The organism is Bradyrhizobium ingae (genome assembly GCF_055791185.1).
Genome location: NZ_JBVUBB010000003.1, coordinates 40,913 through 56,514 on the forward strand (window position 1 = coordinate 40,913; position 15,602 = coordinate 56,514).

General features: G+C 65.9%; 12 protein-coding genes. 9 read left to right on the forward strand and 3 right to left on the reverse strand.

Annotation, left to right across the window (positions count from 1 at the left end; translation table 11 throughout):
* Positions 1 to 2 precede the first annotated feature (2 nt).
* The 9 genes from ACV1FX_RS05230 (at position 3) to ACV1FX_RS05270 (ending at position 11,697) form a co-directional block, all read left to right on the forward strand.
* Positions 3 to 272 (forward strand): hypothetical protein, encoded by a 270-nt coding sequence (locus tag ACV1FX_RS05230; RefSeq protein WP_473116487.1) that lies wholly within the window; start codon positions 3 to 5, stop codon positions 270 to 272.
* A 132-nt stretch (positions 273 to 404) separates the two neighbouring features.
* Positions 405 to 1,511: a c-type cytochrome biogenesis protein CcmI gene (gene ccmI / locus ACV1FX_RS05235; RefSeq protein WP_473116488.1), complete on the forward strand. Its 1,107-nt coding sequence runs from the start codon at positions 405 to 407 to the stop codon at positions 1,509 to 1,511.
* Positions 1,512 to 1,542: 31 nt separating this feature from the next.
* Entirely contained in the window at positions 1,543 to 2,052 is a 510-nt protein-coding gene (gene ccmE / locus ACV1FX_RS05240; protein ID WP_473116489.1) for a cytochrome c maturation protein CcmE, read from the forward strand.
* The gene (locus tag ACV1FX_RS05245; RefSeq protein ID WP_473116490.1) at positions 2,049 to 4,031 is read left to right on the forward strand and encodes a heme lyase CcmF/NrfE family subunit; all 1,983 of its coding nucleotides are present in this window, start codon (positions 2,049 to 2,051) and stop codon (positions 4,029 to 4,031) included. The genes ccmE and ACV1FX_RS05245 overlap by 4 nt, the downstream gene beginning before the upstream one ends.
* A gap of 4 nt (positions 4,032 to 4,035) precedes the next feature.
* A complete protein-coding gene (locus ACV1FX_RS05250; protein WP_473116491.1) occupies positions 4,036 to 4,515 on the forward strand; it encodes a cytochrome c-type biogenesis protein in 480 nt (159 codons plus the stop codon).
* A 241-nt stretch (positions 4,516 to 4,756) separates the two neighbouring features.
* Positions 4,757 to 6,334, forward strand: coding sequence for a Do family serine endopeptidase (locus ACV1FX_RS05255; RefSeq protein ID WP_473116492.1), 1,578 nt, complete (start codon positions 4,757 to 4,759; stop codon positions 6,332 to 6,334).
* Between the two features lie 275 nt (positions 6,335 to 6,609).
* The gene (locus ACV1FX_RS05260) at positions 6,610 to 7,290 is read left to right on the forward strand and encodes a response regulator transcription factor (RefSeq protein ID WP_473116830.1); all 681 of its coding nucleotides are present in this window, start codon (positions 6,610 to 6,612) and stop codon (positions 7,288 to 7,290) included.
* On the forward strand, positions 7,274 to 8,734 hold the full coding sequence (locus ACV1FX_RS05265) for a sensor histidine kinase (protein ID WP_473116493.1): 1,461 nt from the start codon (positions 7,274 to 7,276) through the stop codon (positions 8,732 to 8,734). Before ACV1FX_RS05260 ends, ACV1FX_RS05265 begins: the two co-directional genes overlap by 17 nt.
* Positions 8,731 to 11,697 carry a bifunctional [glutamine synthetase] adenylyltransferase/[glutamine synthetase]-adenylyl-L-tyrosine phosphorylase gene (locus ACV1FX_RS05270; RefSeq protein WP_473116494.1) on the forward strand — a complete coding sequence of 989 codons (2,967 nt, stop codon included), beginning with the start codon at positions 8,731 to 8,733 and terminating at the stop codon, positions 11,695 to 11,697. The genes ACV1FX_RS05265 and ACV1FX_RS05270 overlap by 4 nt, the downstream gene beginning before the upstream one ends.
* Here ACV1FX_RS05270 and ACV1FX_RS05275 read toward each other — a convergent pair.
* Genes ACV1FX_RS05275 through fdhF form a run of 3 tightly spaced genes read right to left on the reverse strand, consistent with a single transcriptional unit; the run spans position 11,672 to position 15,597 of the window.
* Complete coding sequence (locus ACV1FX_RS05275) at positions 11,672 to 11,905, reverse strand: formate dehydrogenase subunit delta (protein WP_473116495.1); 234 nt, start codon at positions 11,903 to 11,905, stop codon at positions 11,672 to 11,674. The genes ACV1FX_RS05270 and ACV1FX_RS05275 overlap by 26 nt on opposite strands.
* The gene (gene fdhD / locus ACV1FX_RS05280; protein ID WP_473116496.1) at positions 11,895 to 12,719 is read right to left on the reverse strand and encodes a formate dehydrogenase accessory sulfurtransferase FdhD; all 825 of its coding nucleotides are present in this window, start codon (positions 12,717 to 12,719) and stop codon (positions 11,895 to 11,897) included. The genes ACV1FX_RS05275 and fdhD overlap by 11 nt, the downstream gene beginning before the upstream one ends.
* 4 nt (positions 12,720 to 12,723) lie before the next feature.
* A complete protein-coding gene (gene fdhF, locus ACV1FX_RS05285; protein ID WP_473116497.1) occupies positions 12,724 to 15,597 on the reverse strand; it encodes a formate dehydrogenase subunit alpha in 2,874 nt (957 codons plus the stop codon).
* Positions 15,598 to 15,602 lie beyond the last annotated feature (5 nt).

The window sequence follows — 15,602 nt, forward strand, 5'->3', positions numbered from 1 at the left end:
GCATGAAACCCGTCATCAGCTTCGTGGAAATCGAGAACCGCGTGATTTCGGCGACCTATCGCAGAATGATGGTCAGGGCGAAGGTGGTGCTGGTCGAAAAAAAGACCGGTCGACAGTTGCCCGATCCGGTCACGACGATTGCCTCTCCCGTTCCCGTCGGCGCGTTGCGGATCAAGCTGCCGGAAACGGTCGGGCCGGGAACCTATTTTCTGAAGGCCCTGAACGGGCATGGCGAGGACGCAGCGCAGAGCGCGGATTTCGAGGTCGCCTAAGCCGTTGGATTTGCTTCCTTTCGGCTTTATGCCGGTCGCGCCAAATTGACAATTGTCAATTGCCGCCGCGCTTGAGCGTGGTGTAAAGCCACCTGAGAGGCGCGGGGTGACGCGCTGCCGGAAGCTTGCCCGATGACGCTATGGTTCGTGTTCGCGCTGATGACGGTCGCGGCGATTTTCGCTGTGCTCTGGCCGCTCGGCCGTGCCGGCCGCACGCAAAGCGGAGGGAGCGAGGTCGCCGTCTACAAGGACCAGCTTGCCGAGATCGAGCGCGATCTCGGCGCTGGCCTGATCGCGGCCCCGGAGGCTGAGGCTGCGCGGATCGAGATCGGCCGACGGTTGCTGTCGGCAGCCGCCAGCGAGCCCGTGCCGGACGGTCGGTCGAGCCTGAAATGGCGCCGTGCGGCGGCCGTGCTGGCACTGATCGGCCTGCCGCTGGTTGCGATCGCGGTTTATATCCCGCTCGGCTCGCCCAGGCTTCACGACTTTCCGCTGGCGCAGCGCGATCGCGCGCCCAGCATGGCGCAGTCGCTCGAGAACATGGTGACGCAGGTCGAGCAGCATCTGGAAAAGAATCCGACCGACGGCCGCGGCTGGGCCGTGCTTGGGCCGGTGCTGGAGCGGCTCGGCCGCTACGACGACGCAGTGCGCGCCTATCGCAATTCGCTCACCTATAACGGCGAGAATGCCGAGCGCAGGTCCGATCTCGGTGAAGCGCTTCTGGCTGCTGCTGGCGGCGTGGTGACGGCTGAGGCCAAGTCGGAGTTCGAACGCGCGCATGCGCTCGATGCAGACGACCCCAAGGCGAATTACTTTCTCGGGGTCGCAGCCGAGCAGGACGGTCGCAAGGACGACGCCGCTGCGATCTGGCGAGCGCTGCTTGCGAAGGCGCCGGCGAGTGCGCCGTGGCGTCCAATGGTGCAATCCTCGCTGGCGCGGGTTGGCGGCGGCAGCGCCGCGCCTGCGCTCTCGGACGACACGATCGCGGCAGCCAAGGATATGAGCGAAGGTGATCGCGGCGCAATGATCCGCGGCATGGTCGAGCGTCTCGCCAATCGTCTGAAGCAGAACGGCGACGACGTCGACGGCTGGCTGCGCCTGGTGCGCGCCTACGTCGTGATGGGCGAGCGCGACAAGGCGAAGGGCGCGCTCAGCGATGCCCGCGAGGCGGTGGCCAACGATGCCGAACGGCTGCGCCAGCTCAATGAAGGCCTGAAGAATCTCGGGCTCGACGGATGACGATCGCAGGAAGGGCGGAGAGAGACCAGCCATGACGCGCAAGCAGCGACGAATCACCATTATCGGCGGATCGCTCGCCGTGCTTGCGCTCGCCGCAGCACTGGTGCTGAACGCGCTGCGCGATTCTATCGTGTTCTTCTCGACCCCGACCATGGTCGCGGAGAAGCACATCGCACCCGGCAAGCGCTTTCGCCTCGGCGGCCTGGTGCAGCCGGGCTCGCTGCAACGTGGCGACAATCTTGCCGTGACCTTCGAAGTCGCCGACGGCGGTGCCAAACTGCCGGTCGCCTACAAAGGCATCCTGCCCGATCTGTTCCGCGAAGGGCAGGGCGTCGTCGCCGAAGGCGCGCTAGACGCGAGCGGCGTGTTCAAGGCCGACACCGTGCTCGCCAAGCATGACGAGACCTACATGCCCAAGGATGTTGCGGACGCCCTGAAGAAGCAGGGGCACTGGAAGGACGATTACGGCGCCAAAACGTCTGACAGCATCAAGCCCGCGGCAACGACCGCGCAAGGCAATCCGCAGGGAGCCGTGCGGTGATAGCTGAATCCGGACACTACGCCCTGGTGCTGGCGCTTGGTCTCGCGCTGATCCAGTCCATCGTGCCGCTGATCGGCGCGCGGCTGCGCGATCCCGCGTTGATGAACGTCGCCCGCTCTACCGCGCTGGCGCAATTGCTGTTCGTCGGCGCGTCTTTCGTCGCGCTCGTCACCTTGCACGTCACCTCGGATTTCTCCGTCGCCAACGTCTACGAGAATTCCCACTCGATGAAGCCGCTGATCTACAAGATCACCGGCGTGTGGGGAAACCATGAAGGCTCGATGCTGCTGTGGGTGTCGATCCTGGCGCTGTTCGGCGGACTCGTCGCCGCCTTCGGCAACAACCTGCCGCTGTCGCTGCGCGCCCATGTGCTCGCCGTGCAGGCGTGGGTCGCGAGCGCCTTCTACCTCTTCATCCTGATCACTTCGAACCCGTTCCTGCGCATCGCCAATCCGCCGATCGAGGGACGCGACCTCAACCCTGTGCTCCAGGACATCGGTCTCGCCGTGCATCCGCCGATGCTCTATCTCGGTTATGTCGGCTTCTCGATCTCCTTCTCGTTTGCGATCGCAGCGCTGATCGAAGGTCGCATCGATGCAGCCTGGGCGCGCTGGGTGCGGCCGTGGACGCTCGTTGCCTGGATCTTCCTGACGCTCGGCATCGCCATGGGGTCCTACTGGGCCTATTACGAGCTCGGCTGGGGCGGCTGGTGGTTCTGGGATCCGGTGGAGAATGCCTCGCTGATGCCGTGGCTCGCCGGCACCGCGCTATTGCATTCGGCGCTGGTGATGGAGAAGCGCAACGCGCTGAAGGTCTGGACAATCCTGCTGTCGATCCTGACTTTCTCGCTGTCGCTGCTTGGGACCTTCCTGGTGCGCTCGGGCGTGCTCACCTCCGTGCATGCTTTCGCCAGCGATCCGACGCGTGGCGTCTTCATCCTGCTGATCCTCTGCGTCTTCATCGGCGGCAGCCTGAGCCTCTACGCCGCACGGGTGTCCTCGCTGAAGCAGGGCGGGCTGTTCGCGCCGATCTCGCGCGAGGGCGCGCTGGTGCTGAACAACCTCTTTCTCACCACGGCCTGTGCGACGGTCTTGGTCGGAACGCTCTATCCGCTCGGGCTGGAAGTCCTGACCGGCGAGAAGATCTCGGTCGGTGCGCCGTTCTTCAATCTCACCTTCGGGCCGCTGTTCGTGCCGCTCTTGATTGCCGTTCCCTTTGGCCCGATGCTGGCGTGGAAGCGTGGCGATCTGCTCGGCGCAGCGCAGCGACTGCTCGCCGCCGGTATCGTCGCGCTGCTGGCACTGGCGCTGGTGTGGGCCTGGGCGCATGGCGGCAGCGCGCTTGCGCCTCCGGCCATCGCGCTCGCGGTCTTCGTCATCCTCGGCTCGGTGACCGATCTCGTCGAACGCGTCGGCCTGTTCCGCATGCCGTTCGGAACGGCGGTGCGGCGTGCGCGCGGATTGCCGCGTTCGGTCTGGGGCACCGCCTTCGCGCATGCCGGCCTCGGCATCGCGCTGATCGGCATCGTCTGCGAAACCACCTGGAACAGCGAATATATCGGCACCATGAAACCGGACGACGTTGCCAAGGTCGCCGGCTACGAGCTGAAGCTCGACGGATTGTTCCAGCGACAGGGCCCGAATTTCGGCGAGATGATCGCGCGGTTCGACGTCAGCCGCGATGGCGAGGCGCTCAGCGTCATGACGCCGTCGAAGCGGAGTTTCACCACGCGCGGCTCCTCGACCACGGAAGCTGCGCTTCTGACGCGCGGCGCGAGCCAGCTCTACATCTCGCTCGGTGACGTCACCGCCGAAGGCGCCATTGCGGTGCGGATCTATCACAAGCCGCTGGTGCTGCTGATCTGGTGGGGGCCGGTGCTGATGGCGTTCGGCGGCGTGCTGTCGCTGTCCGACCGCCGCTTGCGGGTTGGCGCGCCCAAACCGGCGCGCGCGCAGCAGCGCTTGCAACCGGCGGAGTGACCCGATGCGCAGGATGATCGCAGCGATCCTTGCGCTGGCATTTTTGGGGCTGCCCGCTGCCTATGCCGTGCAGCCCGACGAGATCATGGCCGACCCGGCGAAAGAGGCGCGCGCCCGCGAATTGTCGCGCGAGTTGCGCTGCATGGTTTGCCAGAACCAGTCGATCGACGACTCCGAAGCTCCGCTCGCGCGCGACCTGCGTCTGTTGGTGCGCGAACGGATCGCGGCCGGCGACAGCAATTCCCAGGTGATCGATTTCCTGGTCGCACGCTATGGCGAGTTCGTCCTGCTGAAGCCGCGCTTCGAGAGGCAGACTCTGCTGCTTTGGCTGCTTACGCCGCTCGCTCTGGGCGCGGGCGGCATCGCTCTCTGGCTTCAGATCCGGCGTCGCGTGCAGGGCGCTGCAAATGTGCCGACGCCGCTCACGCCCGAGGAGGAGGCGAAGCTCGCGGCATTGATGTCCGACGAGGCGAAATCGGGCTGATCGCTTGCGCTCCCGAAAGGGCCTAAAAGCAGGCCTCGGGGGCGTTCGCGGAACCTCCATTAAGTTCATGCGAAATAATGATTTTTGACCTGCGTTAAACTGCCGCAGGCGTTGGCGGCCTTCATTACAAAAGTTTAACCCCGCCGCCAGCGCGCTGTAAGGCGCCGATCCCCATCTTGGATGCCGTAAGGCGTTGTCCAAGCAGCGCCTAAAGGAATTCAAGGCCACTGGAGATCCCTGCATGACCGAACGTCCCGACCTTTCGTCCCTCCCGTCGTACCGGCAGCCCCGCCGGTCGGTGCTCGTTGCCCGCAAACTCGCGCTGATGGCCTCGGTGGTCGCTGGCCTGGGCGTTGCCGTCTATGGCTTCAGCCCGTCGATGTCGCCGTCCGACCTTTTCTCGAGCCCGGCGCATGCGCAGGTCAACAACGAGGTCAAGAAGGTCGAACGTCCGATCGGATTTGCCGACATCGTCGAGCGGGTGAAGCCCTCGGTGATCTCGGTGAAGGTGAACATCAAGGAGAAGACCGCGAGCAACGATGACGGTGACGATTCGCCGTTCCAGCCGGGCTCGCCGATGGAGCGCTTCTTCCGCCGCTTCGGCGGGCCGGACGGGATTCCGGGCATGCGCGGACCGCGCGGCGGCGGGCGTGCCGTCACCGGCCAGGGCTCGGGCTTCTTCATCTCGGCCGACGGCTTTGCCGTGACCAACAACCACGTGGTGGACGGCGCCGACAAGGTCGAGGTGACGACCGACGACGGCAAGACCTACAGCGCCAAGGTGATCGGTACCGACCAGCGGACCGATCTCGCATTGATCAAGGTCGAGGGCGGTTCGAACTTCTCCTTCGCCAAGCTGTCCGACGGCAAGCCGCGGATCGGCGACTGGGTGCTCGCGGTCGGCAATCCCTTCGGCCTCGGCGGCACAGTGACCGCCGGCATCGTCTCGGCCAGCGGCCGCGACATCGGCAACGGTCCGTATGACGATTTCATCCAGATCGACGCGCCCGTGAACAAGGGCAATTCCGGCGGTCCGGCCTTCAACACCGACGGCGAGGTGATGGGCGTCAACACCGCGATCTATTCGCCCTCCGGCGGCAGCGTCGGCATCGCGTTCTCGATTCCGGCAGCGACCGTGAAGAGCGTGGTGGCCCAGCTCAAGGACAAGGGCTCGGTCAGCCGCGGCTGGATCGGCGTGCAGATCCAGCCCGTGACCTCCGACATCGCCGACAGCCTCGGCATGAAGAAAGCCGAAGGCGCGCTGGTGGCAGAGCCGCAGGCCAACGGTCCGGCCGCGAAGGCCGGCATCGAGTCCGGCGACGTGATCACCTCGGTCAACGGCGAGTCCGTCAAGGATGCCCGTGAGCTCGCCCGCACCATCGGCGGCATGGCGCCCGGTGCGACCGTGAAGCTCAACGTGCTGCACAAGGGCCAGGACAAGGTCGTGAACCTCACCCTCGGTCAGTTGCCGAACACGGTCGAGGCCAAGGCCGACACCGACAACGACAACAGCAAGGCGCCGAGCAAGGGCACCGACGTGCCGAAGCTCGGCATGACGGTTGCGCCCGCGAACTCCGTGGCTGGCGCCGGCAAGGACGGCGTCGTGGTCACCGAGGTCGATCCGAAGAGCGCCGCGGCCGAGCGCGGCTTCAAGGAAGGCGACGTGATTCTCGAGGTCGCCGGCAAGAGCGTGAGCACCGCCGGCGACGTGCGTGACGCCATCAATACGGCGCGCACCGACAACAAGAACAGCGTCCTGATGCGCGTGAAGAGCGGCGGCCAGTCGCGCTTCGTGGCAGTCCCCCTCGCCAAGGGCTGAGGATCAGGAGGTCTTTAAGAGATGAAGGGAGCCGCCGGCATTAGTCGCCCCCGCCGCGGGCTCCCTTCCGGGGAGCGGAGCAATACCGCTTTCCCATCCTACCTTCCGGTGGAATACGCCCCCCTCCGTCGGAAGGGCCTAAGGGCGGTGAGGTCCCCCAGCTTCACCGCCCGCTCTTTTCCCGGTTCGAGAATCTTCCACTCCGCTTGCATGCGATTGCCGACCGCGCCATGTTGACAGAAGGGCTGACCTCCTTGACCGCTGCCGACCGCACGATGCGCCTCCTCATCATCGAAGACGACCGCGAATCCGCCGATTATCTCGTCAAGGCGTTTCGTGAAGTCGGTCACATCGCCGACCACGCCTCTGACGGCGAGGAAGGCCTCGCCATGGCCGAGACCGGCGATTACGACGTGCTGGTGGTCGACCGCATGCTGCCCAAGCGCGATGGCCTGTCGCTGATCGGTGCTTTGCGCGAAAAAGGCGCTGCGACGCCGGTGCTGATTCTCTCCGCGCTCGGGCAGGTCGACGACCGCATCAAGGGCCTGCGTGCCGGCGGCGATGACTACCTGCCGAAACCGTACTCATTCGCCGAGCTGCTCGCGCGGGTCGAGGTGCTGTCGCGGCGCCGCGGTGGTCCCGCCGAGGATACGGTTTATCGCGTCGGCGATCTCGAGCTCGACCGGCTCTCCCACCGTGTCGCCCGCGGCAAGGACGAGCTGACGCTCCAGCCGCGCGAGTTCCGGCTGCTCGAATATCTCATGAAGCATGCAGGGCAGGTGGTGACGCGCACCATGCTGCTGGAAAACGTCTGGGACTATCATTTCGATCCGCAAACCAACGTGATCGACGTGCACATTTCGCGGCTGCGCTCCAAGATCGACAAGGGCTTCGATCGGCCGCTGCTGCACACGATCCGCGGCGCCGGGTACATGATCCGTGACGGCATTCGGTAAGCTGATACGAACGACCGCGTTCCGGCTGACGCTGGTCTATCTGTTTTTGTTCGCGATATTCGCGGCGTCGCTGCTCGGCTATTTCGCCTGGAACACGCGGCGGCTGATCACCGAGGAAATCACCCAGACGGTCAATGCCGAGACCTCGGAGATCAACGAGATCTACGGCCGCCGCGGCCTGTTCGGCCTCGTGCGCACGATCGAGTATCGGGCGTTGCGGCCGGGCGCCAATCTCTACCTCGTGACCTCGCCGACCGGGCAGGCGATCGCCGGCAATGTCGGCTCGCTGGCGCCGGGCGTGATGGCGACGCGCGGCTGGTCGGAGACCGCCTACCGGCGGATCGAGGACGCGGACGAACGCGACCATCGCGCGCTGGTGCGCGTCACAGAGCTCGACAACGGCTTCCGCCTGCTGATCGGCCGCGACCTCGCCGAGCGGCGGCGCCTGTTCGGCATCGTCGCCAAGGCCGCGCAATGGTCGATCCTGATCGTCGTCGTGCTCGGCCTAGGCGGCGGCATCTTCGTCGCGCGCCGCGTGCTCACGCGCATCGACGCGATGAGCGGCACGGCGCATCGCATCATGACCGGCGATCTCAGCGAGCGCCTGCCGGTGGGGCGCAGCGGCGACGAGCTCGACCGGCTCGCGGAAAATCTCAACGCCATGCTGGAGCGCATCGAGGCGCTGATGGTGGGCTTGAAGGAGGTCTCCGACAATATCGCCCATGATCTCAAGACGCCGCTGACGCGCCTGCGCAACCGCGCCGAGGAGGCGCTGGCCAAGTCCGGCTGCGAGGCCGACTATCGTGCGGCGTTGGAGCGGACCATCGAGGAATCCGACGGGCTGATCCGCACCTTCAACGCGCTGTTGATGATCGCCCGCGCCGAGTCCGGCCAGGCCCGCGGCAACATGGACGATTTCGACGCCTCCGACGTCGCCAGCGGCATCCACGAGCTCTACGAGCCGCTCGCCGAGGACGACGGCATGACGTTGAAGGTGAAGGCCGAGCCGACGCCGGTTCATGGCAACCGCGAGCTGATCAGCCAGGCGCTCGCCAATCTCGTCGAGAACGCGATCAAGTACGGCAAGCCGGCCGCGCAGTCCGCGGGAACCGTTGTCAGCATGGATAGTCGCCAGATCCTCATCGAGGCCAGGCGCGAAGGCGATCACGTTCTGCTCAGCGTCACCGATCGCGGCCCTGGAATCCCGGAAGGTGATCGCAAGCATGCCGTGGAACGTTTCGTGCGGCTGGAGGCGAGCCGGACGCTGCCGGGCTCGGGCCTGGGCCTCAGCCTCGCTGCCGCGGTTGCAACACTGCATGGCGGTGAGTTGAAGTTGGGCGATGCCCATCCGGGCCTCGTCGCCACGCTGGTCCTGCCCGCCCGCACCGGGGCTGGCGACAGGGTTGCTCCTCCAATACCGGATGTGCCACAGAAGGTGGCATGAATCTTTCCGCGCCGGGAAACGCGGACAAGCATGGTAGCGGTCTGGCCGCGCGCTTCGCGGAAGGCCCCCATGTTGCCGCTTCCGCCACCGCCGAACAGCGTCTTCGTGACTGGCTCGCCGAGCTCGAGCCGCAGCAGGCGGCTGCGATTGCGGCGCTGCATGACCGTCCCTTCGTTCGTCCGATCCTGGCCGGGATCGCGGAATTTTCGCCCTATCTGTTCGACCTGATCCGCAGCGATCCGGCGCGACTGATCCGGCTGCTCGCCTGCGATCCCGATACGCATCTGGCTGCGCTGATCGACGCCGCCGGGCGCGCCGTGCTCGCCGCGTCAGACGAAGCCGAGGTGATGCGGCTGCTTCGCCGCATGAAATCGGAGGCGGCGCTCTTGATCGCGCTTTGCGACATCGGCGGCGTCTGGCCGGTGATGCGGGTGACGGCGGCATTGACCGACGTCGCGGTATCCTCGGTCCGGACCGCGCTCCGGTTCCTGCTGCGGCAGGACGTCGCACGCGGCAAGCTGCTGCCGGCCAATCCGGAAGCTCCGGAAGACGGCTGCGGCCTGATCGTGCTGGCGATGGGCAAGATGGGCGCGGGCGAGCTGAACTATTCCAGCGACATCGACCTGATCGTGTTCTTCGATCCCGACGCGACGACGCTTGCGCCCGACATCGAGCCGCAGCCCTTCTTCGTGCGCATGACGCAAGGGCTCGCGCGCCTGCTGCAACAGCGCACCTATGACGGCTATGTGTTCCGCGTCGATCTGCGGCTGCGTCCCGATCCGTCGTCGACGCAAGTTGCGATCTCGCGCGACGCCGCGCTGCACTACTACGAGCGGGAAGGGCGCACCTGGGAGCGTGCCGCCATGATCAAGGCCCGTGCCTGCGCCGGCGACCCGAAAGCAGGCGACGCGCTGCTTGCCGACATCGCGCCGTTCGTCTGGCGCAAGCATCTCGACTTCGCCGCGCTTGCCGATGTCCACGATATGAAGCGGCAGATGCAGACCTATCGCGGCCAGAGTGAGGTCGCGGTCGAAGGCCATAACGTCAAGGTCGGGCGCGGCGGCATTCGCGAGATCGAGTTCTTCGCCCAGACCCAGCAATTGATCGCCGGAGGCCGTCATCCGGAACTGCGGGTGCGGCCGACGCTGGCCGCTCTCGACGTGCTCGCAAGCAGCAACTGGATCACTATTCAGGCGCGTGATGAACTCACCGCGGCCTACCACTTCCTGCGCCGGGTCGAGCACCGCCTCCAGATGATTGCCGATGAGCAGACCCATGCCTTGCCGGACGACAAGGAGGGCGTGGAACGCCTGGCGTGGTTCTTCGGCTATGAAAGCCGCGAGGCCTTCGCGCGCGATCTCTTGCATCAGCTCGGGGTCGTCCAGGGGCACTACGAAAAATTGTTCGAGGGTGATCCGACCGGCACGGCAAAGCTGCCAGCCATCGATTACGGCGCAGGTCCCGATGATGCGCGCCTGTTGCAGCAGCTGTTGACGCTCGGCTTCAAGAAGCCCGCCGCCGTCGCACAGACGGTGCGCGACTGGATCACCGGCGATTACCGTGTGTTCCGTAACGAGGCGACGCGGGGCGCCTTCGTCGAATTCGTGCCGGCTCTGATCGATGGCCTTGCGCATGCCGAGGAGCCGGACCGCGCGGTCGCGGCGTTCGATCACTTCCTGCAAGCCTTGCAGCGCGGCGGCCGTCTGATCACGCTACTCAGCCAGAACCGCGATCTGGTTGCACTGGTGGCGCTGGTGCTCGGCGCGGCGCCCCGGCTCGGCGAGATGCTGGCGCGCCAACCGCAATTGATGGACGGCCTGATCGATCCGCGCTTCTTCGGTGCCATGCCGGATCAGCGGGAGTTGTCGGCACGGCTTGCGGCCACGGTGCGAGATGCGGATTCCTATGAGGAGTTCCTCGACCGGCTGCGCCTGTTCGGCCAGGAGAGCCTGTTCCTGATCGGCACGCGCATTCTCTCGGGGACGGTTTCCGCGCAACAGGCGAGCACCGCCTTCGCGGACGTCGCGGAAGGCATCGTGCACACCGTGCATGGACTGGTCGCAGATCGCTTCGCAGCCCAGCATGGCCGCATCAAGGGACAGGAGACCGCGATCGTCGCCATGGGGCGGCTCGGCAGTCGCGAGATGACGGCGTCGTCCGATCTCGACCTGATCCTGCTCTACGATTTCGATGCCGACGATCCGGACTCAGACGGACCGAAGTCGCTCCAGGGCGCGCATTATTTCGCGCGCTTCACCCAGCGCCTGATCAGCGCCTTCACGACGCGGACCAATTACGGCGTGCTCTACGACATCGACATGCGGCTGCGGCCCTCCGGACGTGCCGGCCCGGTGGCCTCCAGCATCGCCTCCTTCGCCGACTACCAGGCGCAGGAGGCCTGGACCTGGGAGCACATGGCGCTGACGCGCGCCCGCGTCGTGTCCGCTTCGCCGGTGTTCCGCGAGCGGATCGAGACGGTCATCCGCGAGGTGCTGACGCGGCGGCGCGATCCCGTCACCATTGCCAACGACGTCGCCGACATGCGCCGCGCAATCGCGCAGGAGAAGGGCGAGACCGACTATTGGGATCTCAAATATGCCGCCGGCGGCATGGTCGATATCGATTTCATCGCGCAATATCTCCAGCTCGTCCACGCGCATGACAAGCCTGACATCCTCGATGTCTCGACCATGCAGGTGCTGGAGAATGCCGCAAGGCTCGGCGTGATGGCGCACTCGGAGACCGAGATCCTGCGCGCGGCAGCGCGGCTCTACCACGATCTGACCCAGATCCTGCGCCTTTGCGTCAGCGACCGCTTCAAGCCGGAGACCGCCGGTGTCGACCTTCAGCGGGTGATGGCGCGGGCAGGAGACACGCCGGATTTCTCATCGCTCGAAGCCCGCGTGAAGGAGACGCAGAGCGACGTGCGGCGTGTGTTCAGGGCGCTGTTGGAAGGGCAGTAGCCTGTTTCAGCGATGCGATGGCGTCGCGGACATCAGGCTCCAGCCCGGCGCCGCCGGCGTCGAGATGCGCGAAGATCGCCCGCTTCATCCGGGGATCCCAGAACTTCTTGATGTGCTCGGCAATGCCCGGAACGGCCTTGTCGTGGCCCTGGCTCTGGAAGAATTTGCCGATCTGGTTGGCCATGTAGATCAAGCGGTCAGGCGACATCGGCAACCTCCGTGGCACGGCAGGCCACGCGGCCGCCATGCGTGAACACTTCAAACCCGTCCTGCCGGGCGATGGCGACCAGCGTGATGCCGGCGGCTTCCGCGGTGCGCACGGCGAGCGCGGTGGGCGCGGAAACCGCGACCATTACCGGCGCGCCGATCGAGGCGGTCTTTTGCACCATCTCCACCGAGACGCGGCTGGTCAGTAGCACCATGCCGCCGCTGGCATCCGTGCGGCTGCGTGCCAGCGCGCCGGCAAGCTTGTCGAGCGCGTTATGGCGGCCGACATCCTCGCGCAGCGCGACGGTGCCGCGGGCAGGGGACCAGAACGCGGCGGCATGCACAGCCCGGGTCTGCATGTTGATCGCTTGCAGCGGAGCGATCCCCTGCATCGCCGTCATGATCTGCTCGGGCGTGAAGGTCTGTCCCTGGGGCACGACCGCAGCGGGCCGCACGGCCTCCGCAATCGACTCGATGCCGCAGATGCCGCAGCCGGTGGGGCCGGCGATGTGGCGCCGCCGCTCGCTCATGCGTCCGGCATCTTCCGAGGCCAGCCACATCCGGAGCTCGATGCCGTCATCGAGGCGAACAACCTCGAGCGACTGGATGTCGTCGGCGGATTTGACGATGCCTTCGCTCAGGCTGAAGCCGACGGCGAAGTCCTCGAGATTCTGCGGTGTTCCCATCATGACGGCATAGGTGCCGCCATTATAGGTCAGCGCGAGCGGCGTTTCCTCCGGGATCAGGCGCGTCCCGCCGGAGGTCGCGCCGTCGCGCCAGATATCCCGATCTATTGCCTGGACCGCGACGTGCATGGGTCTACTCCGCGGCTTCCGCGGGCGCGATGCGACGCGAATGCCGTGCCTGCGCGTCATAGGCCTTCTGCCAGTCGGACGGGCCGTTGGACGGCGAGACCTGGACCGCAGTGACCTTGTATTCGGGGCAGTTGGTGGCCCAGTCCGAATAGTCGGTCGTGATGACGTTGGCCTGCGTGTCCGGATGATGGAAGGTGGTGTAGACCACGCCCGGTGCGACGCGGTCGGTGATCTCCGCGCGCAGCGTGGTCTCACCGGCACGGCTCTTCAGCCGCACCCAGTCACCGTCGCGCACGCCGCGCTGCTCGGCATCGTGCGGATGGATCTCCAGCCGGTCCTCGGCGTGCCAGACGACATTCTCGGTGCGCCGGGTCTGCGCGCCGACATTGTACTGGCTGAGGATGCGGCCGGTGGTCAGCAGCAGCGGATAGCGCGGGCCGGTGCGCTCGTCGGTCGCGACATATTCGGTGACGACGAACTTGCCCTTGCCGCGAACGAAGCCGTCGATATGCATCACCGGCGTGCCCTCGGGCGCCTTTTCGTTGCAGGGCCACTGCACCGAGCCGAGCTCGTCCAGCTTGGCGTAGGAGACGCCGGCGAAGGTCGGCGTCAGCGCCGCGATCTCGTCCATGATCTCGGAGGGGTGGCTATAGTTCATTTCGAAGCCCATCGCCTTGGCAAGGCCGATCGTGACCTCCCAGTCGGCAAGGCCGTTCTTCGGCGACATCACCTTGCGCACGCGCTGGATGCGACGCTCGGCGTTGGTGAAGGTGCCGTCCTTCTCGAGGAAGCTCGAGCCGGGCAGGAAGACGTGGGCGTAGTTGGCGGTCTCGTTGAGGAAGAGGTCGTGGACGATGACGCACTCCATCGCCGAGAGCGCAGCCACCACGTGCGAGGTGTTCGGATCAGACTGCAGGATGTCCTCGCCCTGCACGTAGATCCCCATGAACGTGCCTTCGACCGCGGCATCGAACATGTTGGGAATACGCAGGCCCGGCTCCGGATTGAGCTTGACGTTCCACAGCGCCTCGAATTGTTCGCGCACGGCATCGCCCGCGATGTGGCGGTAGCCGGGCAGCTCGTGCGGGAACGAACCCATGTCGCAGGAGCCCTGCACGTTGTTCTGGCCGCGCAGCGGATTCACGCCGACGCCGGGACGGCCGATATTGCCGGTCGCCATCGCGAGGTTGGCGATCGCGATCACCGTGGTCGAACCCTGGCTGTGCTCGGTGACGCCGAGGCCGTAATAGATCGCGCCGTTGCCGCCGGTGGCATAGATGCGGGCCGCTTCGCGCAGATCCTTCGGATTGACGCCGGTGAGGATCGCAGTGGCCTCCGGGCTGTTGTTGGGCTGCGCGACGAACGCCGCCCATTCCTCGAACTCGCTCCAGTCGCAGCGCTCGCGCACGAAGGCTTCGTCGACGAGGCCCTCGGTGACGATGACATGCGCCAGCGCGGTCATGACCGCGACGTTGGTGCCGGGCATCAGCGGCAGGTGCAGCGCCTTCACATGCGGGGATTCCACCATCTCGGTGCGGCGCGGATCGATCACGATCAGCTTGGCCCCCTGGCGCAGCCGCTTCTTCAGGCGTGAAGCGAACACGGGGTGAGCGGAGGCCGGGTTGGCGCCGATGACGACGACGACATCGGTATCTTCGACCGAGTCGAAATCCTGCGTGCCGGCGGAGGTGCCGAAGGTGGTGGCGAGGCCATAGCCGGTCGGCGAGTGGCAGACGCGGGCGCAGGTATCGACGTTGTTGTTGCCGAAGCCGGCGCGGATCAGCTTCTGCACCAGATAGGTCTCTTCATTGGTGCAGCGTGACGAGGTAATGCCGCCGATGGCGTCGCGGCCGTGTTTCTGCTGGATGCCGCGCATCTTCGTGGCGGCGAAGGAGAACGCTTCATCCCAGGACACCTCGCGCCAGGGATCCTCGATCCGCTCGCGGATCATCGGGTTGAGAATGCGTTCCTTGTGGTTGGTGTAGCCCCAGGCGAAACGGCCCTTGACGCAGGAATGGCCGCGATTGGCCTTGCCATCCTTGTACGGCACCATGCGCACGACTTCCTCGCCGCGCATCTCCGCCTTGAAGGCGCAGCCGACGCCGCAATAGGCGCAGGTGGTGACCACGGAGTGCTCGGGCTGGCCGATCTCGATCACCGATTTTTCCGTCAGCGTCGCGGTCGGGCAGGCCTGCACGCAGGCGCCGCAGGAGACGCATTCGGAGCCCAGGAAACTCTCGCTCATGCCGGGCGAGACACGGCTGTCGAAGCCGCGGCCGGAGATGGTCAGCGCGAAGGTGCCTTGCACCTCCTCGCAGGCGCGGACGCAGCGCGAGCAGACGATGCACTTGGAGGGATCGTAGGTGAAATAGGGATTGGATTCGTCCTTCGGCATCCAGGCGGGGTTCACCTCAGCGCCGGATTTTGCGAAGACATGGTTCTCGCCCTCATAGCCATAGCGCACGTCGCGCAGGCCGACGGCGCCGGCCATGTCCTGCAACTCGCAATCGCCGTTCGCGCCGCAGGTGAGGCAGTCGAGCGGATGGTCGGAGATGTAGAGCTCCATCACGCCCTTGCGCAGCTTCTTGAGCCGCTCGGTCTGGGTGTGCACGACGAGGCCGTTCATCGCGGGCGTGGTGCAGGAAGCCGGCGTGCCCGCGCGGCCCTCGATCTCGACCAGGCAGAGGCGGCAGGAGCCGAACGCGTCGACCATGTCGGTCGCACAGAGTTTTGGGATCTGGTGGCCCGCGTCCATCGCGGCACGCATGATCGAGGTGCCCTCGGGCACCGAGACCTCCTTGCCGTCGATGGTCAGCGTGACCATCGTTTCCGATTTCGAGCGCGGCGTGCCGAAGTCGATTTCTTCGATCAGAGACATCGTTG